Source organism: Candidatus Pelagibacter bacterium nBUS_30, from assembly GCF_051201245.1.
In the GTDB taxonomy this organism is placed as follows: domain Bacteria; phylum Pseudomonadota; class Alphaproteobacteria; order Pelagibacterales; family Pelagibacteraceae; genus Pelagibacter.
In genome coordinates, this window is sequence record NZ_CP172842.1 from 26010 (window position 1) to 52653 (window position 26644).

20 protein-coding genes and 1 tRNA gene are annotated in these 26644 nt (G+C 29.5%); 16 read left to right on the forward strand and 5 right to left on the reverse strand.

Annotated elements, in window-relative coordinates; all coding sequences use genetic code 11:
• Positions 1–924, forward strand: a complete 924-nt coding sequence (locus tag ACIJYE_RS00130) for a DMT family transporter (RefSeq protein ID WP_435090339.1) — start codon at positions 1–3, stop codon at positions 922–924.
• Here ACIJYE_RS00130 and ACIJYE_RS00135 read toward each other — a convergent pair.
• A complete protein-coding gene (locus tag ACIJYE_RS00135; protein ID WP_435090340.1) occupies positions 890–1654 on the reverse strand; it encodes an undecaprenyl-diphosphate phosphatase in 765 nt (254 codons plus the stop codon). The genes ACIJYE_RS00130 and ACIJYE_RS00135 overlap by 35 nt on opposite strands.
• Before the next feature lie 183 nt (positions 1655–1837).
• On the opposite strand from ACIJYE_RS00135, the gene ACIJYE_RS00140 reads away from it, so the two are divergent.
• The gene (locus tag ACIJYE_RS00140) at positions 1838–3277 is read left to right on the forward strand and encodes an NAD(P)-dependent oxidoreductase (RefSeq protein ID WP_435090342.1); all 1440 of its coding nucleotides are present in this window, start codon (positions 1838–1840) and stop codon (positions 3275–3277) included.
• Complete coding sequence (gene gltB, locus ACIJYE_RS00145) at positions 3277–7782, forward strand: glutamate synthase large subunit (RefSeq protein ID WP_435090344.1); 4506 nt, start codon at positions 3277–3279, stop codon at positions 7780–7782. Before ACIJYE_RS00140 ends, gltB begins: the two co-directional genes overlap by 1 nt.
• Here gltB and ACIJYE_RS00150 read toward each other — a convergent pair.
• Complete coding sequence (locus ACIJYE_RS00150) at positions 7779–8522, reverse strand: alpha/beta hydrolase (RefSeq protein ID WP_435090345.1); 744 nt, start codon at positions 8520–8522, stop codon at positions 7779–7781. The two genes, gltB and ACIJYE_RS00150, sit on opposite strands and share 4 nt — an antisense overlap.
• Before the next feature lie 42 nt (positions 8523–8564).
• Between ACIJYE_RS00150 and ACIJYE_RS00155 the strand changes: the two genes are divergently transcribed.
• From ACIJYE_RS00155 to ACIJYE_RS00215, 13 genes are all read left to right on the forward strand, one after another.
• Positions 8565–9719 (forward strand): glycosyltransferase family 4 protein, encoded by a 1155-nt coding sequence (locus ACIJYE_RS00155; RefSeq protein ID WP_435090346.1) that lies wholly within the window; start codon positions 8565–8567, stop codon positions 9717–9719.
• Positions 9720–11636, forward strand: coding sequence for a threonine--tRNA ligase (gene thrS / locus ACIJYE_RS00160; RefSeq protein ID WP_435090348.1), 1917 nt, complete (start codon positions 9720–9722; stop codon positions 11634–11636).
• Positions 11637–12182 (forward strand): translation initiation factor IF-3, encoded by a 546-nt coding sequence (gene infC / locus ACIJYE_RS00165; RefSeq protein ID WP_435090350.1) that lies wholly within the window; start codon positions 11637–11639, stop codon positions 12180–12182.
• Positions 12183–12235: 53 nt separating this feature from the next.
• Positions 12236–12442 carry a 50S ribosomal protein L35 gene (gene rpmI / locus ACIJYE_RS00170; protein ID WP_008545827.1) on the forward strand — a complete coding sequence of 69 codons (207 nt, stop codon included), beginning with the start codon at positions 12236–12238 and terminating at the stop codon, positions 12440–12442.
• Between the two features lie 2 nt (positions 12443–12444).
• Entirely contained in the window at positions 12445–12801 is a 357-nt protein-coding gene (rplT, locus tag ACIJYE_RS00175) for a 50S ribosomal protein L20 (RefSeq protein WP_435090352.1), read from the forward strand.
• A gap of 43 nt (positions 12802–12844) precedes the next feature.
• A complete protein-coding gene (pheS, locus tag ACIJYE_RS00180) occupies positions 12845–13912 on the forward strand; it encodes a phenylalanine--tRNA ligase subunit alpha (RefSeq protein WP_435090354.1) in 1068 nt (355 codons plus the stop codon).
• Positions 13909–16317 (forward strand): phenylalanine--tRNA ligase subunit beta, encoded by a 2409-nt coding sequence (pheT, locus tag ACIJYE_RS00185; RefSeq protein WP_435090356.1) that lies wholly within the window; start codon positions 13909–13911, stop codon positions 16315–16317. The genes pheS and pheT overlap by 4 nt, the downstream gene beginning before the upstream one ends.
• Positions 16318–16322: 5 nt before the next feature.
• Positions 16323–18131 (forward strand): translation elongation factor 4, encoded by a 1809-nt coding sequence (lepA, locus tag ACIJYE_RS00190; RefSeq protein ID WP_435090357.1) that lies wholly within the window; start codon positions 16323–16325, stop codon positions 18129–18131.
• Positions 18132–18917, forward strand: a complete 786-nt coding sequence (locus ACIJYE_RS00195) for a hypothetical protein (RefSeq protein WP_435090358.1) — start codon at positions 18132–18134, stop codon at positions 18915–18917.
• A 13-nt stretch (positions 18918–18930) separates the two neighbouring features.
• A tRNA-Ser gene (locus ACIJYE_RS00200) sits at positions 18931–19020 on the forward strand.
• A gap of 54 nt (positions 19021–19074) precedes the next feature.
• The gene (locus ACIJYE_RS00205) at positions 19075–19866 is read left to right on the forward strand and encodes a glycosyltransferase family 2 protein (RefSeq protein ID WP_435090359.1); all 792 of its coding nucleotides are present in this window, start codon (positions 19075–19077) and stop codon (positions 19864–19866) included.
• A gap of 133 nt (positions 19867–19999) precedes the next feature.
• On the forward strand, positions 20000–22060 hold the full coding sequence (locus tag ACIJYE_RS00210) for a DNA gyrase subunit B (RefSeq protein ID WP_435090361.1): 2061 nt from the start codon (positions 20000–20002) through the stop codon (positions 22058–22060).
• 2 nt (positions 22061–22062) lie between these two features.
• A complete protein-coding gene (locus ACIJYE_RS00215) occupies positions 22063–23343 on the forward strand; it encodes an ActS/PrrB/RegB family redox-sensitive histidine kinase (protein ID WP_435090362.1) in 1281 nt (426 codons plus the stop codon).
• Here the strand turns inward: ACIJYE_RS00215 and ACIJYE_RS00220 are convergent.
• From ACIJYE_RS00220 to ACIJYE_RS00230, 3 genes are read right to left on the reverse strand one after another with little or no spacing between them, the layout of a single operon-like run.
• Positions 23340–25139 (reverse strand): cobaltochelatase CobT-related protein, encoded by a 1800-nt coding sequence (locus ACIJYE_RS00220; RefSeq protein ID WP_435090363.1) that lies wholly within the window; start codon positions 25137–25139, stop codon positions 23340–23342. The two genes, ACIJYE_RS00215 and ACIJYE_RS00220, sit on opposite strands and share 4 nt — an antisense overlap.
• Entirely contained in the window at positions 25140–26114 is a 975-nt protein-coding gene (gene cobS / locus ACIJYE_RS00225) for a cobaltochelatase subunit CobS (protein WP_435090365.1), read from the reverse strand.
• On the reverse strand, positions 26098–26631 hold the full coding sequence (locus ACIJYE_RS00230; protein WP_435090366.1) for a J domain-containing protein: 534 nt from the start codon (positions 26629–26631) through the stop codon (positions 26098–26100). The genes cobS and ACIJYE_RS00230 overlap by 17 nt, the downstream gene beginning before the upstream one ends.
• Between the last annotated feature and the right edge of the window lie 13 nt (positions 26632–26644).

Sequence of the window (26644 nt, forward strand, 5' to 3'; positions counted from 1 at the left end):
ATGTCGAAAACTACTTCATTACTAAGTGCACTGTTATGTACTTTTATTTGGGGAACTACTTTTATAGCTCAAGACACGGGAATGGATAACATTGGTCCATTTACATTTAATGCAGTAAGATTTTTCATTGGGTTTCTAGCTATTACGCCTTTAGTTTTCTTATTTGAATTAAAAAAATTTAAATCAGAATTTAAATCTGATATTAAATCATTTGTTAATCTCTCATTTCTAATAGGACTGTCGCTTTTTTTAGGTTCAGCTTTACAGCAAGTAGCACTTCTTTACACAGATGTTGCAAATGCAGCTTTTTTTACAATTTTTTATGTTCCTATGGTTCCTATTATAATTTTCTTATTTAGAAGAAGGTCTATTCATTGGAGTGTATGGCCGTCAGTAGTTTTATGTTTAATTGGAGGATATTTATTAACAAATTTCCAAGATGCCACTGTTAGACTTGGAGATAGCTTGGTAGTTCTTGGAGCTTTATTTTGGAGCACTCACATAATATTCACAGGAATAATTGTAAAAAAATACGATCTTCCTTTAACTCTTGGTGCTATTCAAACTCTTATTGTTTCTTTATTTTCTTTTGTAATAGGACTTATTTATGAAGAGTTTATTTATGCTGATATTATTAAAGAAATAAATTCCATTTTATATGCTGGTATTTTATCAGGAGGCTTTGCTTTTGTTTTACAAATTTATGCTCAAAAAAATATAACCCCTGCCCCTGCAGCTATAATTTTTTCTCTAGAGGGGGTATTTGCGACTATTGCTGCGTGGTATATTTTAAATCAAATTTTAGATATAAATAATTTACTTGGATGCTTTTTCATTCTCTGTGGTGTTTTGTTATCTCAACTATTACCTTTAATTAAAAAAAATATTCTTAATAAATCACAGAAAATAAAATTAATGCTATGATAATTCTATAAGCTACAAAAACATTCATCGAAAATTTATTTATATAAATTAAAAAAAATTTTACTGTTACAAAAGAAAAAACAAATGATGTAAATATTGCAACAAACACTAAATAATTAAATTCAACTGACTGATAAAATATGTTTTTTAACCCTAAAAAACTTGCACCACTTAAAGCAGGGATAGAAAGTAAAAATGAAATTTTACTAGAGTCCAATCTATTAAATTTTAAAATCCTGGCAGCTGTAATTGTTATGCCTGACCTACTAACTCCAGGTATTAATGAAAGAATCTGAAATACACTTATAAAAAGAATTGACTGAAAATTTAAGTTTGAAGATATTTTTTTATCAAAACGATTTCTATCTGCTATATATAAAATAATTCCAAAAATTAAAGTTGTCCATGCAATTATTTTAACATTTCGTAATTCATAAATAATACCTGTTGAATATAAAACGTATCCAAAAATAATTAATGGAATTGATCCCACAACAATAAGACTTAATAGTCTCTTATTATTTTTAACATCCAATAAATCCATTCTAAAATAATAGAGAATTGCAAATAAAGAACCTAAATGAAGACTAATATCTATTAATAAAGAGCTTGATTTAAATTCATATAAACTTGAAACTAATATTAGGTGAGCTGAAGAGCTTATAGGCAAAAATTCTGACACACCTTGAATTGCAGCCAGTAATAAAACTTCTATAATATTCTCTAACATTACTCCTACGTAACTTATAAAATATTCATTTAAAACAATTCGATTTAAACATATTAGGTATGCATTTATTAAAAAACTCTTAATTTTATTAATATATTTGATAAAATAAGGTCATAATAACTGACCTATTTTAAGCTTTAATTAATAAAATCATTATATAATTTGCAATAATTAATAAATATTATGTCTGACAAAATGCTTAAATTTGTAAAAATAGGTCAACAAACCCCACCTAAAAGAGAGGTTGATAGAAGAAAAAAAGATTTCAATGAGATATATGATGAATTTATTAGTGAAAAGGCAAAAGAACAGTCTAGCAGATGCTCTCAATGTGGAGTCCCTTTTTGCCAAGTTCATTGTCCATTAAGCAATAATATACCTGATTGGTTAAAATTGACTGCAGAGGGAAGACTTAAAGAAGCTTATGAGTTATCTCAAAGCACAAATAATATGCCTGAAGTGTGTGGAAGAATATGCCCACAAGACAGATTGTGTGAAGGAAATTGTGTGATCGAACAATCTGGTCATGGAACTGTAACAATTGGTTCTATGGAAAAATACATTACTGATAATGCGTGGGAACAAGGTTGGGTAAAACCGATTAAAGTTTTAAACGAAAAAAATCAAAGTGTAGGAATTATTGGCGCTGGACCAGCTGGATTAGCTGCAGCAGAACAATTAAGAAAAGATGGTTATAAGATCACAGTGTATGACAGATATGATAGAGCAGGTGGTTTATTAATATATGGAATTCCAAATTTTAAATTAGAGAAAGAAGTTGTTGAAAGAAGAACTAAACTTTTAAGAGATGGTGGTATAGAATTTATTCAAAATTTTGAAGTTGGAAAAGATAAAAATTTAGAACAGCTAAGAAAAAAACATGATGCAATACTGATTGCGACAGGCGTTTATAAGCCAAGAGAAGTTGAATTACCAGGAAATGACTTAGATAATATTTTTCCAGCAATGGATTTTTTAACAGCATCAAATAAAAAAGGTTTAGGTGATGATGTAGAGCTTTTTGATAAAGGAATTTTGAACGCAGAAGGTAAAGATGTAGTGGTTATTGGTGGTGGCGACACAGCGATGGATTGTGTAAGAACATCTATAAGACAAAGAGCAAAATCTGTTAAATGTTTATATAGAAGAGATAAAGAAAATATGCCTGGATCTGCTAGAGAAGTTGCTAATGCTGAAGAAGAAGGCGTTGAATTTGTTTGGTTATCAAGTCCAAGAGAATTTCAAGGAACAAATAAAATAGAACGATTGTTAGTAGACCAAATTGAATTAGGTGAACCTGATGAAAGTGGCAGAAGAAAGCCTGAGGTACAACAAGGTTCAGGCTTTGAAATAAAAACTGATATGGTTATAAAAGCACTAGGTTTTGATCCTGAAGATTTACCAACATTATTTGAGTCCGATGAATTACAAGTATCTAAATGGGGAACTATTAAAACAGATTTTGATACGATGGAAACAAACCTTAAAGGAGTTTTTGCAGCTGGAGATATAATTAGAGGTGCATCATTAGTTGTTTGGGCAATAAAAGATGGAAGAGATGCAGCAACTTCAATTAAAGAGTATTTAAAGAATAAGTATTTAAAACAGCCAAAAGTAGCATAATGAAAAAATATAAAGAAAACTTTAAATTATTAAAAAAGAATCATGTTTATTCCGAGGAGATGGAGCACGATGCTTGTGGAGTTGGTTTAATCTCTTCCACCGAAGGAAAGAAATCACGAAAAGTTGTTGAATATGGCATTGAAGCTTTAAAAGCTGTTTGGCATAGAGGTGCAGTTGATGCTGATGGAAAAACAGGAGATGGTGCAGGAATACATGTTGAAATACCAAAAGATTTTTTTATAGAAAAAATAGAAGTTACTGGTCACACTCATGATAGTTCAGAGATATGTGTTGGAATGATTTTTTTACCAAGAAATGATTATGCTGCTCAAGAAAGTTGTAAAACAATAGTTGAGAGTGAATTAACAAAAAATGATTTTAGTATTTATGGTTGGCGACAAGTTCCTGTAGACCCAAAAGTTTTAGGTGAGAAAGCATTTCAAACTATGCCTGAAATTATTCAGGTTCTTTTTAAATCTAATAATCCAGAATTACTTAATAAAGAGCTTGAAAGAAAAATTTACGAGACAAGAAGGAAAATAGAAAATAAAGCTTTTCAAATTTCTTTAAATAATTTTTATATTTGTTCGCTGAGCTCAAAATCAATTATTTATAAAGGAATGTTTTTGGCTGAAGCTATTTCAGATTTCTTTTTAGATTTAAAAGATGAAAGATTTATTTCAAGGTACGCAATTTTTCATCAGAGATTTTCTACAAATACTGCGCCTAGTTGGAATTTAGCACAACCATTTAGAGCGATTGCACATAATGGAGAAATAAACACATATCGTGGAAACAAAAACTGGATGAAAGTTCACGAGCAGGAAATGAATAGTCCTCTTTTTGATGATATAGAAAATTTAAAACCTGTAATACAACAAGGAGCTTCAGACTCAGCTGCATTAGATAACGTTTTTGAATTATTAAATATTTCAGGTCAGCCAGCTCCATTAGCTAAATTAATGCTGGTACCTGATGCATGGTCAAAAAAAAATAAAACTTTATCTAAAGATCATCAACAATTATTTAATTTTTTGAACAGTACTATGGAGCCCTGGGATGGTCCTGCTGCAATTGCTGGAACAGATAACGAGTGGGTTATTGCCGCTAATGATAGAAATGGATTAAGACCACTTAGATATGCAATCACCAAAGATAATTTATTATTTGCTGGTTCTGAAACAGGTATGATTGAACTTAATGAAAAAAAAATTATAACAAAAGGAAGGCTTGGTCCTGGTGAAATCATTGGTGTTAGAATTGAGAAAGGAAAGGTATTTACTAATAGTAAAATTAAAGATTATTTAGCTAAAGAGTATAAGCATTTTAATTCACAGATTATTGATTTAGATGACAAAATTACAATTTCAGCAGAAAAAAATACTTTTTCTGGAGATGATTTAAGAAGAAGACAGTATACTTTTGGAATAAGTTTAGAGGATTTAGAGCTTATTTTGCAGCCCATGGCAGAAGATGCTAAAGAGGCAATAGGCTCTATGGGCGATGATACCCCGTTAGCTGTTTTGTCAGATAAATATAGACCTTTGTATCATTTCTTTAGACAGAACTTCAGTCAGGTAACAAATCCTCCAATTGACTCTTTAAGAGAAAATAAAGTTATGAGTTTAAAGACTAGATTTGGAAATCTAGGAAATATTTTAGATTTTGATAATTTAACTAAGCAAAACATCTATGTTTTAAACAGTCCAATTTTATCAAACTCTCAATTTAATAAATTTATTAATTTTTTTGGAAAAAATTCTCTAACAATCGATTGTATTTTTTCAAAAGAACAAACTCTTTTTGAGTCATTAAAAAAAATTCAAAGAGATGCAGAAATTGCAGTAAGACAAGGTGTTACACAATTAATCCTGAGTGATAAAGAGCTATCAAATTCTAAACTTCCAATTCCTATGTTGTTGTGTGTTGGTGCAATAAATTCTTTTTTAATTGAAAAAAAATTAAGAGGATATGTTTCTATTAATGTACAATCTGGCGAAGCTTTAGATACCCACTCTTTTGCTACTTTAATTGGTGTTGGGGCAACTACAGTTAACCCTTATTTAGCTTTTGATAGCTTATATCAAAGACATAAAAAAAAACTATTTGGTCAATTTAGTTTTGATGAGTGTGTAGCTCGTTATATTAAATCAGTAAATGCAGGCTTATTAAAGATTATGTCTAAAATGGGAATATCTGTTTTAAGTTCTTATAGAGGTGGATGTAATTTTGAAACAGTAGGTTTAAGCAGAACAATTGTTGCAGATTATTTTCCTGGAGTAGTATCTAAAATTTCTGGAATTGGGCTAACAGGTATAGAAAAAAAAATTAGATCTATTCACAATGAAGCATTTGAAAGTTCAGAAACAATTTTACCAATAGGAGGCATTTATAGATATCGTAAAAATGGTGAAACACATCAATATCAAGGTAAATTAATTCATTTATTACAAAGCGCAGTGGGGTCTAATTCCTACGATGCTTACAAAAGATATGCCGAAGGAATATATAATTTACCTCCAATAAATTTAAGAGATTTAATAGATTTTAGAAAAAAAAAATTAAAAAGATCTATAGAAATTTCAGAAGTTGAACCAATTCAAAATATACTTAAAAGATTTGGAAGTGGGAGTATGTCCCATGGAGCATTGTCAAAAGAGGCCCATGAAACTTTAGCTAAGGGAATGAATAGAATTAAAGGAGCTTCTTGCAGTGGAGAAGGAGGAGAAGATGAAAGTAGATTTAAGATATTAGAAAATGGAGATAGCGCTAATTCTCGAGTTAAGCAAATAGCTTCAGCAAGATTTGGTGTAACAGTAAATTATTTAAATAATTGCAATGAAATTGAAATTAAAATTGCCCAAGGTGCAAAACCAGGAGAAGGTGGACAGTTACCCGGATTTAAAGTTACAGATGAAATTGCAAAATTAAGACACTCAACTCCAGGAGTGACTCTTATTTCTCCACCACCACATCACGATATTTATTCCATAGAGGATCTTGCGCAACTTATATATGATTTAAAGCAGATTAATCCCAAGGCAAGAATTGGTGTTAAGCTTGTAGCTTCTTCAGGTGTTGGAACAATAGCTGCTGGAGTAGCAAAGGCTAAAGCTGATATAATATTGATTTCAGGTCACAATGGTGGAACTGGTGCTACACCTCAAACAAGCGTTAAGTATGTTGGTATTCCATGGGAAATGGGATTAACAGAAGCTAATCAAGTTTTAACTTTGAATAATTTAAGACATAAAGTTACCTTAAGAACAGATGGTGGAATTAAAACTGGTAGAGATGTAGTTATTGCTGCGATGATGGGTGCTGAAGAGTATGGTGTAGCAACTACAGCGCTAGTTGCAATGGGATGTATCATGGTTAGACAATGTCATTCGAATACATGTCCTGTTGGCGTATGCACACAAGATGAAAAACTTAGAGAAAAGTTTACAGGAACACCTGATAAAGTTGTCAATTTGTTTACTTTTATTGCAACTGAAGTGAGAGAAATTTTAGCAAAACTAGGTTTTAAATCTTTAAATGAAATAATTGGAAGAACAGACCTCTTAAGACAAGTAAGTAAAGCCTCTCCCAATTTAGATGATTTGGATTTAAACCCTCTTTTTGTTCAAGCAGATTCTGGGAATAATAAAAGATATTGTGAAAATCAGGAAATTAATTATGTGCCAAATACACTTGATCAAGAAATTTGGCCAGAAATAGAAAAAGCTTTAGATAATTCAGAAAAAATAGAAAAAGAATATAATATTAAAAATACTAATAGAGCTGTTGGGACAAGAATTTCTCATCATCTTTATAAAAAGTTTGGATATGAAAAACTTGATGAAAATTTTTTAGTTTTAAATTTTAAAGGATCGGCTGGACAATCATTTGGTGCCTTCTCCGCAAAAGGTTTAAAACTTGTCCTTAAAGGTGACGCCAATGATTACGTGGGCAAAGGACTATCTGGTGCAACAATTTCAATTAAATTATCAGATGAAAGCAATCTAATCTCTAATGAAAACACAATAATAGGTAATACAGTTTTATATGGTGCAACTTCAGGAAAATTATTTGCAGCTGGTCAAGCAGGTGAAAGGTTTGCAGTTAGAAATTCAGGCGCTACTACAGTGATAGAAGGCTGTGATTCAAATGGATGTGAGTATATGACTGGTGGTACAGTGGTAGTATTGGGAGAGGTAGGTGACAACTTTGCAGCTGGAATGACTGGTGGTATGGCATTTATTTATGACAAGTCTGGACAGTTTGAAAAAAAAGTTAATCAGGAGTCTGTTATTTGGCAAAATGTTGAAACTGAATATTGGAAAAAATTTCTTAAAAACTTACTTACAGAACATTTTAGCGAAACTGGATCAGATTTATCAAAAAAATTAATAGAAAAATTTAATGAAGAATTAAATAATTTTGTTCAAGTGTGTCCTAAAGAGATGGTAAATAAATTAGAAAATAAAATAAGTCTTAAATCTAAAATTAGAGAAGTAAGCTAGATAATCAACCGAAGCTCTTGTAGTATTTTTTTAAGCCATTTTTTTTCTGACAAACTATGATCACCACCTTTAATTATTAGTAGTTTTTTTTTTGCATTTTTAAAAATTTTTAAAACATTTCTAGAATATGACACTGGTACAACCTCATCTTTTTGACCGTGCACCATAGTAATCTTTATTTTAGAATCAATTTTTTTATTTAAAACCTTATTCTTTCTTCCATCTTTAATTAATTGATGTGTAATAGGATATTCATAATTTCCATGTTTTAAATGGTATATGCCTTTTTTAATAATTTCCGCTTTCATTTTTTTTGTAAATTTTTTCCACATTAAATTTTCTAAAAATTCTGGGGCAGATCCAATTCCTAGAAAACTATTAATTTGATTTTTAAATTTTTGAAATTGTTTAATTGCTATCCAAGCTCCCATACTAGATCCAATTATTGTAAAATTATTTTTTTTTACATATTTTTTAATTAGAGCTGATGTTTCATTGCTCCATTTAGTAATATTTCCGTTAATAAAATTTCCTGATGACTTTCCATGTCCAGAATATTCTAATGCTAAGAAACTTATCTTATTTTTTTTTGCAAACCTTAAAAATACATTTGGTTTTTTACCCTCTAAATCAGACATGAAACCATGCAAAAAAACAATAAATGGGGTATTTTTATATGCACTGTATATGTATCTTATTTTCTTATTTTTTGAAATTTGATGATATCTAAAATTATTCATAATCGTTTATATGTATTGTCTATTAATATATAATCATATCAAATGTCATCTAATTTGAAAGTTTTACAAGTAATACCTAAATTAGGATACGGAGGAGCTGAAACGGGCTGCTATGATGTTGCTCACTATCTGCCAGAAAATAATTGTGAATCTTTTATTGTTACTAGTGGAGGAGAGTTGTTAAAATTTATTGATAAACGAAAAGTAAAAGTTATTAGATTGCCTGTTCACAGTAAAAACCCATTATTAATTATAATAAATTTTGTTGCCTTAGTTGGAATTATTTTGTTCAATAATATTTCGATTATTCATGCTAGGAGTAGAGCTCCAGCATGGTCATGTTTATTAGCAACAAAAATTACAAGAAGAAAATTTGTCACGACGTTTCATGGTACTTACAACTTTAAAAATATACTTAAGAAATTTTATAATTCTGTAATGGTCAGATCCCATCTAATTATAGCGGGATCAAATTTTATTTTTTCTCATGTTAAAGAAAACTACTCAAAAAATCTTAGTGCCAGCAAAAAGCTTATGGTAATTTTTAGAGGTATAAATGTTGATTACTTTGACTCTTCAACAAAAATTGAAAGTGATGAAAAAAAGTTGTTAAAAAAATGGGGTATAGAAAAAGATAAGAAAATTTTACTTTTACCTGGAAGACTTACAGCTTGGAAAGGACAGGAAGTTTTTATTGAAGCAGTCAATTTAGTAAATCTCCAACTTGGATATGAGGCTTTTCATGCTGTTATTCTTGGTAGTGATCAGGGTAGAGATTTATATAAAAAAAAACTAATTAGACTTTCTGAACAATACAGGATGACAGGCCAGATAAGATTTATTGATCATTGTAAAGATATGGCTCTAGCATATAAAGTTTCTGATATAGTAGTTTCAGCTTCTATAGAACCTGAAGCTTTTGGAAGAGTCTCTGTGGAAGCACAATCAATGGAAAAACCAATAATAGCTAGCAATATCGGTGGATCCAATGAAACTATAGTTGATGAAAAAACTGGCTTTTTATTTGACTCTGGTAGTGCAAAATCATTAAGTCAAAAAATTTTAAAAGTACTTACAATGGATGAAACATCGTTAAAATCAATTGGAATTGAAGGAAGAAAAAATATAATACAAAAGTTTAATGTTGAAAAAATGTGCTTTTCTACTTATTCAGAGTATAAAAGATTAATAAATTAAATGCCCATAATTACACTACCAGATGGAAATAATCTAAATTTTCCAGACAAAGTTACAGGTCTACAAGTAGCTGAAAAAATTAGCAAATCACTTGCTAAACAGGCCATGGTAATAAGTATTGATGGCGATTTAAAAGATTTAAATTTTCTAATTGAAAAAGATTGTTCTCTTAAAATATTCACATCAAAAAACCCTGAGGGTTTGGAAACTATAAGACATGATACAGCGCATATTCTAGCAATGGCTGTACAAGAATTATTTCCAGGAACACAAGTAACTATTGGCCCGGTTATTGAAAATGGTTTTTATTATGATTTTGCAAGAAAAGAACCTTTTACCGAGGATGATCTAATAAAAATTGAAAAAAAAATGAAAGATATTGTTGATAGAAATGAGATTACAAAAAAAGAAGTTTGGCAGAGAGATAAGGCAATTTCACATTTTAAAGAAAGAGGTGAAACTTACAAAGCAGAATTAATTGAAGCAATACCTAAAAACGAGGATGTATCTATTTATTTTCATGGAGATTGGCACGATCTTTGTAGAGGACCACATCTTTCTTCGACAGGTAAAATTGGAAAATTTTTTAAGTTAACTAAAGTTTCAGGAGCTTATTGGAGAGGTGACTCTAATAATGAAATGTTACAAAGAATATATGGTACGAGTTGGGCAACTCAAAAAGATTTGGATGAATATTTAAAAAGAATTGAGGAAGCAGAAAAAAGAGACCATAGAAAATTAGGAAAAGAAATGGACTTGTTTCACTTTAGAGAAGAAAGTCCAGGTTCAGTATTCTGGCATGAAAAAGGATGGGCTCTTTTTCAAAAATTAATCAATTATATGAGAAGCAGACAAGATGATGCTGGATATAAAGAAGTTAATACACCTGAGGTATTAGATAGATTATTGTGGGAAAAATCTGGTCATTGGGAAAAATATGGAGAAAACATGTATACCTCAGAAACTCCAGATGAAAAAATATTTGCAATTAAACCTATGAATTGTCCAGGACATATTCAGGTTTTTAACCAAGGGTTAAAAAGTTATCGTGATCTTCCATTGAGAATAACTGAGTTTGGTAAAGTGCATAGATATGAACCATCTGGTGCGTTACATGGCCTCTTAAGAGTGAGGGCTTTTACACAAGATGATGCCCATATTTTTTGCTCAGAAGATCAGATAACAAGTGAATGTCTTAATGTAACTAACTTAATTTTAGATATTTATAAAGATCTTGGTTTTGAAAATGTGATATTAAAATATGCCGATAGGCCAGAAGTAAGAGTTGGAGACGATGAAGTTTGGGATAAAGCAGAGGCTTCATTACTAGAAGCTGTTAAAGCATCCAAACTTGAATACAGTATCAATAAAGGAGAGGGAGCTTTTTATGGTCCCAAAATTGAATTTGTATTAAGAGATGCCATTGGAAGAGATTGGCAATGTGGTACTTTACAGGTTGACCTTAACTTGCCAGGTAGACTTGATGCTTCTTATGTTGATAATGATGGAACAAAAAAAGTTCCTGTTATGCTTCACAGAGCATTATTTGGTTCTCTAGAAAGATTCATTGGAATATTAATAGAACATTATGCAGGTAAGTTTCCGTTTTGGATTTCTCCATTACAAACTGTTGTTATTCCTATATCTGAAGAGTTTGATGAGTATGCAATAGAGGTTTCAAAAAAAATTAAACAGGCTGGTATAAGTTCTAATGTTGATTTAAAAAAGCATAATCTAAATTATAAAATAAGAGATCATTCATTAGCAAAAGTACCCCTTTTACTTATTTGTGGAAAAAAAGAAGTTGACTCTAACTCGGTAACGATTAGAAGATTAGACACAAACAAACAAGAAAATATGGATTTAAAATTATTCTTAAAAACCTTTTCCGCTTTGAATAAAGCATCATCAAACTAAGTGGCAGATTTTAAACAAAATTACTTTCAAAGAAGAACCAAAGATCGAGGTCCAAGATCTAATAATAGAATATCGTCTCCAGATGTACAGGTTATAGCAAGTGATGGAGACAATCTTGGTGTAATGAATACTAATGAAGCTATATCAATGGCAAAAAATCAAGGGTTAGACTTAATAGAAATAGCAGCTAATGCAAATCCTCCAGTTTGTAAAATAATGGATATGGGTAAATTTAAATATGATGCTCAAAAGAAAGCAAATATTGCAAAGAAAAAACAAAAAATTGTTTTATTAAAAGAAATTAAAATGAGACCTGTTACAGAAACTCATGATTATGATTTTAAGGTTAAAAATGCAAAAAAATTTATAGCTAAGGGTGATAAGGTAAAATTTACGGTAAGATTTAAAGGCCGTGAACTCCAACACTCTCATTTAGGAAAAGAATTGATGGACAAGATCAAAGAGGACATGAAGGATATTGGCAAGGTAGAATTACATCCTAAGTTTGATGGCAAGCAAATGATCATGGTAATACAGCCTTTATAGGCTTTAATATAGGTTGTAAATTTATATCAATCTTTGTATAACACCGCAGAATTATGCCAAAATTAAAAACAAAAAGCTCAGCTAAAAAAAGATTTAAGATATCCGCAAAGGGTAAAGTTATGACAGCTCAAGCTGGCAAAAGACATGGCATGATCAAAAGAACGAATTCTCAAATAAGAAAATTAAGAGGCACAACAACTATGTCCAAGCAAGATGGCAAAATAGTTAAATCATACATGCCCTACAGTTTAAGAGGTTAATAATGGCAAGAGTAAAAAGAGGTGTAACTAGCAAAGCAAAACATAAAAAAGTTTTAAAAGCTGTCAAAGGTCAATGGGGCAGAAGAAAAAATACCATCAGAGTTGCTAAGCAAGCGATGGAAAAAGCTATGCAATATGCATACAGAGACCGCAGAAATAAAAAAAGAGAATTTAAATCATTGTGGATCCAAAGAATCAATGCTGGTGTTAGAGCTGAAGGTTTGACTTATTCTAAATTTATCAATGGCCTTGGAAAATGTGGTATTACAATTGATAGAAAAATTCTTGCTGAAATTGCTTACGATAGCCCAGAAGCATTCAAAACAATTGTACAAAAAGCTCAATCAGCTTTAAATTAATCTTCGCTATTGTTTTTATTTCTTAAGGAAATAATCTACCAATATGTCAGACATAAAAAATATTAAAAGTGACTATTCGGCTAAGCTTAATAACAATTTAAGTTTAGAAGAAATTAATCAAATCAAGACAGAGTTATTTGGCAAGAATGGTCTTGTTTCTTCTCAATTCAAAAATATTGGATCTATACCAGAGATAGACAGAAAAAAATTTGCATCAGATTTAAATCAAATTAAAGATGAATTACAGAATTTAATAACTAATAAAATTAATGAAATTGAATCAAAAAAAATAAATGAAAAATTAGAAAAAGAAAAAATTGATATAACTCTTCCTGAACGATCATTTGTTAGAGGTAAAATTCATCCCGTTTCACAAACTATAGATGAAATTTCGTCGATTTTTTCTGAGTTAGGTTTTAATGTTGAAGAGGGTCCAGATATTGAAAATGAATATAATAATTTTACAGCGTTAAACACTCCTGACAATCATCCGGCAAGAGATATGCATGACACATTTTATCTTGATGAGAATAAAGAAATTCTGTTAAGAACTCACACATCGCCAGTTCAAGTTAGAACAATGTTAAAAGATAAACCTCCATTTAAGATTATTGCACCTGGAAGAACTTACAGATCTGATAGTGATCAAACACATGCACCAATGTTTCATCAAGTAGAGGGCTTACATATAGACAAAGATATAAATATGGGACACCTAAAAGGTTGTTTAAATTATTTTATTAAAGAGTTTTTTGAAGTTGAAAAAATTAAAATGAGATTTAGACCAAGCCACTTTCCATTTACTGAACCATCAGCTGAAGTAGATATTGGTTATGAAATTAAAGATGGAAAATTAGTTATAGGAGAAGGTGATCAATGGCTTGAAATTTTAGGTTGTGGAATGGTTCATCCTAATGTTTTAAAAAATGTGAAAGTTGATCCATCAAAGTATAAAGGATATGCATTTGGAATTGGGATTGATAGATTAGCGATGCTTAAATATGGTATTAATGACTTAAGAGCTTTCTTTGATTGTGATTACAGGTGGTTAAATCATTTCGGTTTTGACCCTTTGGATGTACCAACAAATTATAGAGGCTTAAGTAGATGAAAATCACATTTGATTGGTTAAAAGATCATTTAGATACAAAATTAAAAGAAGATAAGCTTTTAGAGCAGCTAACAAGTGTTGGGCTAGAAGTTGAAAGTGTAGAAAATTTATCTGCTGGTCTTGATTTATTCAAAATAGCAAAAATTTTAAAGACAGAAAAGCATCCAAACGCAGATAGACTTAAAGTCTGTGAAGTTGATGTAGGAGAAAAAGAAATAAAAAAAGTTGTCTGTGGTGCGCCCAATGCAAGAGAGGGATTGATAACAATATACGCTCCTCCTGGAGCTGTTATTCCAAAAAGTAAAGTAAAGTTAGTGATAGCTAAGATTAGAGATGTTACTTCATATGGAATGCTTTGTTCTGAGTCTGAATTAAATTTATCTGACGAAAGCGATGGAATAACAGAATTATCTTTAAAAAAATTTAAAAAGAGTATTGGAAAAAGTTATTTTTCAAAATCAAACTCTAATCTTATAGATCTGTCAATTACCCCTAACAGACCAGACTGTCTTGGTGTCAGAGGGATAGCAAGGGATCTTGCTGCTTCAGGTTTTGGTAAATTAAAAGATTTAAAAGAGAAAAAAATAAAATCAAAATTTAAACAAACTGTAAAAGTAAAAATTAATAAGGAAAAAAATCAAGGATGTAGTGCATTTGGTAGTTGCTTAATTACTAATGTAAAAAATGTTGAAAGCCCTCAATGGTTAAAAGATAGATTAGTTTCAATTGGTGAAAAACCAATTTCAGCAATAGTTGATATTACAAATTATGTTATGTTTGATATCAATCGTCCGTTACACGCTTATGATGCTGATAAAATTGAAAAAGGTATCATAGTTCGAAATTCAAAATCTGGAGAAGAGTTTACAGCTTTAGATAATAAAAATTACAAACTAGAAGATGGAATGTGCGTAATTAGTGACAGTAAGGGTGTATTGGGATTAGGTGGAATCATTGGAGGCATAAGGTCTGGTACAGAATTTGATACTAAAAATATTTTATTAGAGTCAGCATATTTTGAACCTAGATCAATTAGAAGCACATCAAAAAGACTTAATATAGATACAGACGCAAAGTTTAGATTTGAAAGAGGTATTGACCCATTATCAATTGAAGATGGTTTAAATAAAGCGTCATTATTAATTAAAGAGATTTGTGGTGGAGAAATTAGTAAAATTGATATTCAAACAATTGAAACAAACAAAATTAAAAATATTAAATTTGACACTGATTTATTTGAAAAAATAACTGGATTTAAAATTTCAACTAAAGAAATGTTTAAAATCTTAGAAGATCTTGGTTTTAAAATTAAAAAAGAAAAAAAATATTTAAAATTAACAATTCCAACATGGAGACCAGATATTTCACAAGAAATAGATATTGTCGAAGAGTTAGTAAGAATAACTGGTTATGATAAGATTGAAATTATAGATCCAATTAAAGAAAGAACCAAATCTACTTTAACTCAGAACCAAAAGTTATTTCATTTTTTACAAAGAGCGGTTGCTTCAAAAGGTTATCTAGAGGCAATAACATGGTCATTTACTGACTCAAATTATAATGATCATTTTAAAAATAAGAATAAAGAAATTAAAATTGTAAATCCCATAAGTTCAGAATTAGGAGTTTTGAGAAACTCAATATTTTCAAATTTAATCATGTATATGAATAAAAATCTGGACAGAGGTCTTAAAGATTTATCAATATTTGAAATAGGACCAATTTTTACTGGTTCAAACCCAGGTGAACAAAATACCGTAGTCTGTGGTTTGTCAGCAGGTAAAAGATCAAGATCGTCATGGATTGAAAAAGAGAGAAATGTTGATGTATTTGATGTTAAAAAAGATGTAGTTCAAACCTTAGCTGAGGCTGGTTATAATTCAGACAAATTTTTTATAGATAGCGAAACACCAAATTATTATCATCCAGGCAAGTCAGGTAGATTATTTCTAAATAGAGGCAAGGATCAAATAGCAGCTTATTTTGGTGAAATTCATCCCAATATTTTAAAAATGATAGATATTAAAACAGAGTCTTTAGTTGGCTTTGAAATTTTTCTAGATAATTTAAAATTACCAAAAAAGACATTAAATGATCAAAAAACTAAATTTGAAGTCTCAGATTATCAAAAATCTGAAAGAGACTTTGCGTTTATAGTTAATAAAGAAGTTAAAGCTCAAGATTTAATTAATGCTGTCTCAAGTGTGGATCAAAAACTAATAAGTAATATTAAAGTTTTTGATGTCTATGAGGGTGAAAACATTCCAGAAAATCAAAAATCAATAGCAATTAGTGTAACTATACAATCATCTGAAAAAACATTGAATGATAATGATTTAGAAAATATTAATAATTCTATAATTAAAACAGTTGAAAACAAAACTGGTGCCAAGATACGATCTTAAAGTAAATGAGTAATATCGATAATATTAGAAATTTTGCGATTATTGCTCATATTGATCATGGTAAATCTACAATAGCAGATAGAATAATTCATAGTTGTGGTGGACTTACAGAAAGAGAAATGAAAGCTCAAGTTTTAGACTCAATGGATATTGAGCGTGAAAGAGGAATTACAATCAAGGCTCAGACGGTAAAACTTAATTATAAAGCAAAAGATGGTGAAGATTATATTTTAAATATTATTGATACCCCAGGTCATGTAGATTTTAGTTATGAAGTTAGTAGATCTCTTTATGCTTGTGAGGGATCAATTTTAATTGTTGATAGTACTCAAGGAGTAGAAGCACAAACTCTTGCAAACGTTTATCAAGCTTTAGATATTGATCACGAAATTGTGCCAGTTTTAAACAAAGTAGATCTTCCAGCATCAGATTTAGATAGAACAAAAAAACAAATCGAAGAAGTGATAGGTATTGATACGGAGAGTGCAATTCCATGTTCTGGAAAGACAGGTGAAGGTATAGAGGACATTTTAGAGCAAATTATTACAACATTACCTGCTCCTAAAGGTGAAAGTTTAGGAGATTTAAAATGTTTGTTGGTTGATAGTTGGTACGACACTTACCTTGGGGTTGTTATTTTAGTTAGAGTTATTGACGGTAAAATTTCAAAAAATATGAAAATTAAAATGATCTCGACCAATCAGGAATATGTTATCGAAAAAGTTGGCGTATTTACTCCAAAAGCTACAGATATCAATGAATTAAATGCTGGAGAAATAGGTTTTATAACGACTGGAATAAAAGTTTTATCAGAAACAAAAGTTGGTGACACAATATGTGATGCTGCGAAACCTTTAAAAGAAGCGCTCCCTGGTTTTAAACCAAGTAAGCCAGTAGTTTTTTGCGGATTGTTTCCAGTTGATAGTTCGGAATATCAAAAATTAAAAGATGGTTTAGCAAAATTACAATTAAACGATGCAAGTTTTTCATTTGAGCCCGAGTCATCATCTGCTTTAGGGTTGGGATTTAGATGCGGATTTCTAGGATTATTACATTTGGAGATAGTTACTGAAAGATTAGAAAGAGAGTTTGATGTCAACCTATTAACAACTACACCTGGTGTTGTGTATAAGGTATACATGAACAATGGAGATACTATAGACCTGCACAATCCATCAAGTTTACCGGACCCAACACTAATTAAGCTAATTGAAGAACCTTGGATAAAAGCAACAATAATTACACCTGATGAATATTTAGGATCAATAATGAAAATGTGTCAGGATAAAAGGGGCATACAAACTAATTTAAGTTATTCAGGAAATAGAGCTGTAGTAAATTACGAATTGCCTTTAAATGAGGTTGTTTTTGATTTTAATGATAGATTAAAATCAATGACAAGTGGTTATGCAAGTTTTGATTATGAGATTATTGAACATAGAGAAGGTGATCTAGTTAAGCTTGGAATATTGGTGAATGCAGAGCCTGTAGACGCTTTAGCAATGATGATACACAAGGACTTTGCTCAAAGAACAGGCAGAGAAGTTTGTGAAAAATTAAAAGATTTAATACCGAGGCATAACTTTATGATACCAGTTCAGGCAGCAATAGGAGGTAAGATTATTGCAAGAGAAACCATTAAAGGATTTAAAAAAGATGTTTTAACAAAAATCCATGGTGGTGGTGCCACAGATAGAAAAAGAAAGCTTCTAGAAAAGCAAAAAAAAGGTAAAGCTAGATCAAAACAGTTTGGAAGAGTTGAAATTCCACAGGAGGCATTTATAGGTGTTTTGAAAATAAGCAAAGAAAAGTAGATGAAAATATTTGATTGTTTCTTATATCATAATGAAGATATCATTTTAGATGTAAGACTAAACACTATGTTTGCACATATAGATAAATTTATAATAGTTGAGTCAAGATTTGATCATCAAGGAAATAAAAAAAATCTTAATTTTAAAATTGAAAATTTTAAAACCTTTCAAGATAAGATTATTTATTTGGTTATAGACGAGTTTCCAGAAAATATTTCAAATTGGGAAAGAGAAAACTATCAAAGAAACTATATAACCAAGGGTCTATTTGAGGCAAAAGATGATGATTACATTATTATATCAGATATAGATGAAATCCCTGATTTAACAAAGTTAAATGACATAGAAAACTACAAATACACTGTCTTTGAACAGAAAATGTTTTATTACAAAATTAATCTTCAAAATAAAACAAATCCATTTTGGCACGGAAGCAGAATCTGTAAAAAAAAATATTTAAGAACACCTCAGTGGATTAGAAATCAGAAGGTAAAAAAATTTCCTTTTTGGAAAATTTATAAAATAAAGTGGAATGTTATTAAGAATGGAGGATGGCACTTTTCATTTCTAATGAATGCAGAACAGATAAAATCTAAATTAGCTGCATATGCTCATGCAGAGTATAACAATGAAAATTTTAACAGTTTAGAAAAAATCAATTATTCTATTAATAATAAGATTGATTTATTTGATAGACCAATAAACTTTGAAAAAATATTTTTTGACACATCTTTCCCAGATTATATTATTAAAAATAAAGAAAAGTTTAAAGACTGGATATTATAGTAAAATTTTATTAGGAGAGGTGGCCGAGTGGCTTAAGGCGCACGCTTGGAAAGTGTGTGTACTGTCAAAGGTACCGTGGGTTCGAATCCCACTCTCTCCGCCACATCCAAATCATATATATATTTACTATGATAATTAAAAGAATTAAAATAATTTGATGAGAAGTGATATATCAATCATAATTGTTTTATATAAAACTGATTTAAAAAGAATCAAATATCTAAACAATTTAAAAAAACACAAATTATTAGTATTTGATCAAGATGTAAAAATAAAACAAAAAAATAAAATTAAAACAATTTTAAGTTTTGATTTTGAGTATTTATCTTCAAACAAAAATATTGGCCTCTCAAAAGCAATGAACTTATTAATTAAAAAAGTAAAAACAAAATATTGCTTATTAGTAGAACCTGATATTGAGATAAATAATAAATCAGTTAATTTGTTGAGAACTTATATTACAAAGAAAGATTGTTTATTTGTAGGGCCCAACTTAACAAAAAAAATATTAAAAAAACCAATTAGTTATACAAATAAATTTGATTTTTCATGCCTTTTATTTGATGTAAAAAAAGTAAAAAAATTTAAATTCTATGATGAAGATTTTTCATTTTACTGGGAAGATATTGACTTATTAACAAGAGTTAATAATTCAAAATATAAAATGATAACAGTTAATAAGGCATACGCTACTCACGACAAGAGTAAATCGACTATCAATTCCTTTAATGTTCAAATTATTAAAGGTTTAAATTTTAAATATGGAGAACTTGTTTTTGATTATAAATATAAAAAATTATCTAAAATAAAAGTAATAAGACATTTATATCTGTGTCCATTACGTGTGATTTTATATATCTTATTACTTAATAAGAAAAAAACGATAATAAATTTTTGCTATTTTTTAGGTACTTTAAAATTTTTAAATTATCTATTCAATAAAAAATAAATTGAATATTTTAATTCCATAAAATTATCTTTGTTTTAAAGGGCTTATTTAATGTTTTTATATTAGCCATATAAATATAAGTGAGTTTTTTTTTTAAAAAATGTTATAATTTTTCTTTCCTAAAATTAAAAAAATGACAAATAAAAATACATATCAAGCAGACTCAATTAAAGTTTTAAAAGGTCTTGAGGCAGTTAGAAAAAGACCAGGAATGTATATTGGTGACACAGATGACGGAACTGGTTTACACCATATGGTTTATGAAGTTGTTGATAACTCTATTGATGAAGCTTTAGCAGGGCATTGCAAAAATATTAATGTAAAAATTAATCCTGATGGGACTATAACCGTTAATGATGATGGTAGAGGGATTCCTGTTGATATGCATAAAGGTGAAAAAAAATCTGCAGCTGAAGTGATAATGACCCAACTTCATGCTGGAGGTAAATTTGATCACGACTCTTATAAAGTTTCTGGTGGATTACATGGAGTTGGTGTTTCAGTTGTAAATGCATTGTCAGAACAACTACAATTAGAGATCAACAGAGATGGAAAAAAACATTTCATTGAATTCAAAGATGGAGAAGCTAAATCTCCATTAAAAGTTACCGGAAAATCTAAACATACAGGAACACAAATAACTTTTTTACCATCAAAAGAAATATTTTCTTCAATAAAATTTAGTGCAAACATCTTGATTAAAAGAATGAGAGAATTGGCATTCTTAAACAAAGGAATTAAAATTATTTTTACTGACGCTAGTCAAAAAAAAGAAAAAATAACAGAATTTAGATTTGATGGAGGAGTTCTTGAATTTGTAGATTTTTTAGATGAAAAAAGAGAAAAGCTACAAAATAAAAATGGAAATGATTTATTCAAAAAACCAATTTATATAGAAGGTAAAAAAAATAATATAGAGTTAGAGTGTTCTTTAAAATGGAATGCAAGCTACGCTGAAGATATTTTTGCATATACTAACAATATATACCAAAAAGATGGAGGAACCCATTTACTAGGTTTTAGAAGCGCCTTAACAAGGGTTATAAACAAATATGCAAATGAAAATAACCTTCTTAAGAAAAATAAATTGGCAATTTCTGGAGACGATATTAAAGAAGGTTTAACATGTGTATTATCTACTAAAATACCAGATCCAAAATTTTCATCACAGACAAAAGATAAATTAGTTTCATCAGAAGTAAGAATGATAGTTGAGACAGTTGTTAATGAAAAACTTTCTATCTGGTTTGATCAAAATCCATCTGTTGCAAAAATAATTTTAGCTAAAGTTATTCAGGCTGCAATGGCAAGAGATGTTGCAAGAAAAGCAAGAGAGAATGTAAGACGAAAAGGTGCTCTAGAATTGAGTGGCCTTCCTGGAAAATTGGCAGATTGCCAAATTGGTAAACAAGAAGGCACAGAATTGTTTATTGTAGAGGGTGACTCAGCGGGTGGATCAGCTAAGCAAGGAAGAAATAGAGCCAATCAAGCTGTTTTACCTTTACGAGGTAAAATTTTAAATACCTATGTTGAAGATTTAACAGTCAAAAAGAATGGAAATGGAGATAGTTCAGATCAACAAAGAACAAAAGCTTTATCAAAAATGATTTCTTCTAATGAAATAGTTACTTTAATTAATGCTCTTGGTTTAGATCCTAAAGTACAAGAAATAGACTTAAAAGATTTAAGATATGGAAAGATTATTATTATGACTGATGCTGATGTTGATGGATCTCATATTAGAGCTTTATTATTAACATTTTTTAACAACAAACCATTTAATAAATTAATTGAAAACGGACATGTTTATTTAGCTCAGCCACCATTGTTTAAAATTAATAAGGGTTCCAAAGGTATTTATATTAAAGACGAAAAAGAGTTGGAGGATTACATAGTAAGCAATAACAAAAATTTAAAGAAAATCAAAAAAGGTTCTAAAGAGTTTTTAAAAGAATTAGATTTAGAAAAATCTAAAATGAACATACAAAGATTTAAAGGTCTTGGTGAAATGAATCCGGAGGAATTATGGAGTACAACCCTTGATCCTGAAACACGTAATTTACTTCAAGTTCAGTATTCCAAAGATTTAAAAAAAGATCAGAGCTTGATCCATACTCTTATGGGTAATGATGTTGCATTACGGAAAGATTTTATTATTTCTAATGCAATAAATGTTCAGAATCTCGATATTTAATAATGAAGTTTTTTGAAACTTCAAAATATCATTTTTTTAAAAAATCAACTTATATAAGTTTAAGATGGATTGGTATAATTGGGCAATTAATATCAATTAATTTTGTTTATTTTTTTTTAAATTTTAAATTTGATTTTATTATTTCAAATCTAATTATATTTTTAGGTATTTTAAGTAATTTATTTTTAATTTTTATCTATAAAAAAACTCAATTATCAGATAGATCAGCGTTTATTTTTTTAGTAATAGATATATTGCAGCTAGGTGGTTTACTTTATTTAACAGGAGGTGTTACAAATCCATTTGTAATTTTTTTATTAATTCCAAGTATTTTTTCGTCATCAAACTTAAGTTTTAAAACAAATTTTTTATTAGTATTACTTACTTTAATTATAGTTTTTATACTTACATTCTATTCTCTGGATTTACCTTCTCCAATTAGTGATCATTTTCATGTAAGTTCATATTATTTTTATTCAATTCCAATTTCTTTAATTATTGCTTTAATTTTTTTAAATTATTTAGCAATGTCTTTTGGAGCACAATCTAGATTGAGGAGAGAAGCGTTAGCAAAAATGGAGGAAGTAATGGCTACAGAGCATGAACTTTTGTCTTTAGGAGGACAAGCTGCAGCTGCGGCCCATTCTCTTGGAACACCTTTGTCTACAATTAAAATAATTGCTCATGATCTTGAGAAACAATTTAAAACTCAAAAAGATGTAAAAAAGGATATAGAATTATTATCTAGTCAAGTAACAAGATGTAATGAAATTTTAAAACGTTTGACTTTAAACCCAGTAGAAGAAGACAATTTTATTGATAAAGATTTAACTATGAAAGATTATCTAAGTGAAATTGCCTCATCATTTAAAGAGATAAGCGAGAAGAGTTTTGTTTTGAATTTTGATCAAGACTCTAATAAAAAAAGAATAACAAAATCAATTGAAATTGTTTATGGTTTAAGAAATTTTATAGGCAATGCTAATAAATTTGCTAAAAATACAATTTATATTAGTCTTAAAAGTGATAGTGAAATAACCCAAATTATCATTGAAGATGATGGAGATGGATATCCAAGAGATGTTTTGTCAAAAATTGGTGAACCTTATTTGAAATCAAACGACATCAAGGATAAATCAAAATCAGGCTTAGGTCTTGGACTGTTTATAGGCAAAACTCTTTTAGAAAAAAATTTTGCTAAAATAAATTGCAGAAACTCTAAAACAAGAAGTGGAGCAGAAGTTATTATTAAATGGAATAATAAGGATCTATTTAATATTTAATGAAATTTTTTTTTAGTTTCAAACAAAGAGCTTAATTGAGATATCATTACATCTCCTAATTCATTTACATCTGTTATTTTTATTGCCTTATCATAATATCTTGAAACATCATGACCAATACCAATTGCTAAAACTTCAATTTCAGTTTTGTTTTCTATGAATTTTACCATTTTCTTTAGATGTTTCTCTAAGAAGTCACCTGAGTTAACTGAAAGAGTTGAGTCATCAACTGGTGCACCATCAGAAATTACCATCATTATCTTTCTTTCTTCTTTTCTTTTTTTGATTCTATTGTAAGCCCACAAAATAGCTTCTCCATCGATATTTTCTTTAAGTAAACCCTCTTTAAGCATAAGACCTAAATTATTCCTAGCTTGACGCCAATGAGTATCAGCACTTTTATATATGATGTGTCTTAAATCATTTAATCTTCCTGGAGTTTTAGGTTTAGAATTTTTATTCCATAATTCTCTGCTTTGGCCACCTTTCCAGTTTTTAGTAGTAAAACCTAAAATTTCAACTTTAACGGAACATCTTTCAAGAGTTCTAGACAATATATCAGCACAAATTGCTGCAATAGTGATGGGTCTTCCCCTCATAGATCCAGAATTATCAATCAGCAAAGTCACTATCGTATCTTTGAAATCTAAATCTTTTTCTTTTTTAAATGAAAGAGAATTGTAGGGGTCCATTATAATTCTTGGTAATTTTGAACTGTCAAGTAAACCTTCCTCTAGATCAAATTCCCATGCTCTATTTTGTTTAGCAAGCAACTGTCTTTGGAGTTTATTTGCAAGTTTAGTTATAACATCTTGAAATCCAACTAATTGTTGATCTAAAGACCTCCTTAGTTTTGTTGCTTCATCAGCGTTTTCTAAATTTTCAGCTTTTGTAATTTCATCATACTGAGTAGTAAAAATTTTATAATCAAGATTAATATTATCAATATTTTTTTGAATAATTTGCTCTGAACTCTGCTCATCTGCTTCATTATCTGAAAGTTGTTCATCTAGATTAAATTCATCAACATTATAATCAGCATCTAAAGAAGCTTGAGTCTCTTGATCATTATTATCATCTTTATTATCCTCAGTTTCTTTGTCTTGATCATCATTTGAAGGATTATCTTGCCCCTGATCTTGATTTTCCTCTTGTCTTTCATCCTCTTGTTCACTTTGAAAGATATCCATTTCATTTAAAATTTCTGAAAATCTAGAACTGTAATTGTTTTGATCTTCTAAATTTTCTTGTAAAAATTTCTTGTGCTTATCTATTGATTTTTCAAAGTCTTTTTCCCAAAAATTTAACATTTTTGAAGTCAGAGTATTTAATTTAATTTGGTGAAAATTTTTAAGCATATATAATTCAAATGCTTCAGCAACAGAAACATCTTCTTTAGTTTTCAATTGTTCTTTTCTTTTACCTTTTATTATTTGAGTGTAATTTTCGGTAAAATTTTTTTCTATTCCTTTAAGCATTTTTCCACCTAAGGACTCATATCTAATTTTTTCAGCAATATTATAAAGAGATCGCGAGGAATTATTAGTGGGTAAATTTTTTCTATAGATTGTATCGTTAGAAAATTTTTTTTTTAAAGCTTCAGAGTCTGTTTCAGCACGCAGTTTGATAAAATCACTTGGATTTGTGAGATCATTAATTTCTAAAATCTCTGAGCTCTTAGTTTTTTTATTTTCTGAAGATTTATCGTCTAAAGTATAATCATCAGAAATTACTTTTGCTGTTGATGTTAAAGCAATTCTGAATTTTTCTTTTAAATTAATATCTTTGCTACTCATTTAGATTTGAATATTTATCAAAGACTCTGGTAATTCCTCACCAAAACACCTTTGATAATATTCAGCGATAGTATTTTTTTCAATATCATCACATTTATTTAAAAAAGTTACTCTAAAAGCATATCCAGTGTCTTTAAAAATCTCTGAATTTTCTGCCCAATGCATAACAGTCCTTGGACTCATTACTGTTGAGATGTCGCCTGCAATAAAACCTTTCCTTGTTAAAGAAGCCACCTTTATCATGTTTGCAACTTTTTCTTTACCTTTAGTGTTGTTTAAATTTTTATTTTTTGCCAAAACTATATCTAGCTCTCTCTCAAGGCTTAGATAATTTAGTGTTGTTACAATATTCCATCTATCCATTTGCCCCTGGTTTATTTGCTGAGTGCCGTGATAAAGGCCTGTTGTATCACCAAGACCAACTGTATTGGATGTTGCAAACAATCTAAAATATTTGTTTTGTTTAATAACTTTATTTTTATCAAGTAGAGTAAAGTTACCCTCCGCCTCCAAAACTCTCTGAATCACAAACATCACATCAGGTCTTCCAGCATCATATTCGTCAAAAACAAGAGCTACAGGGTTTTGTATGGACCAAGGCAAGATACCTTCATTAAACTGTGTGATTTGTTTTCCCTCTTTAAGAACAATCGCATCCTTTCCAATTAGGTCTATTCTACTTACGTGGCTGTCTAAGTTTACACGTATGCATGGCCAATTAAGCCTAGCAGCAATCTGTTCTATATGGGTGGACTTGCCAGTACCATGGTATCCTTGAACAAGAACTCTCTTATTGAAAGCAAAACCTGAAATTATTGCTAGAGTAGTATCTCTATCAAATTTATAACTTTTATCTATCTCAGGAACGTATTCATTTTTTTTTGAAAATGCATCTACTTCCATTTCAGAATCGATACCAAAAGTCTGTTTAAGAGAAACCTTAATATCTGGTTGTATGTTAAGATTTGGTGTCAATTTTTTCTCTATATGTGTTTTTAAGTTGAGTGTAAGCTAAAGTAATTAGTTTTAACTTTTCTTCATATTTTTTATTTCCTGCATTTATATCGGGGTGAAATTTTTTAACAAGTAATTTGAACTTGTCTTGTATTTTTTTCCATTTTAAACCTACAGAAATACCCAATATTCCAAACGCTTTTATATCTTTGTGATTAAATTTAAATTGACGCATATGATCATAATCACCATTAATTTTATCTTTGTCTAATTCGTCTCTTAATGTGTTATTCCAAAGAACTTTAAAAAAATTATCCGAAGAACTAAAGCTTTGTGTGGGTTTATGCCAAATCATATCAGATTTTAAAAAATCTAAAACTTGATCATCATTCATTCCTGAAAAATAGTTCCAGTTTTTGTTAAATTCTTTTACATGTTCTAGACAAAGCATTCTAAATTTCTTACTATTATCTTTTTCAACGGGTGCTTTATAATCACCAATTTCATTACAATTATTCCAGTCACAAATATTTTTCATGATATATAATAAT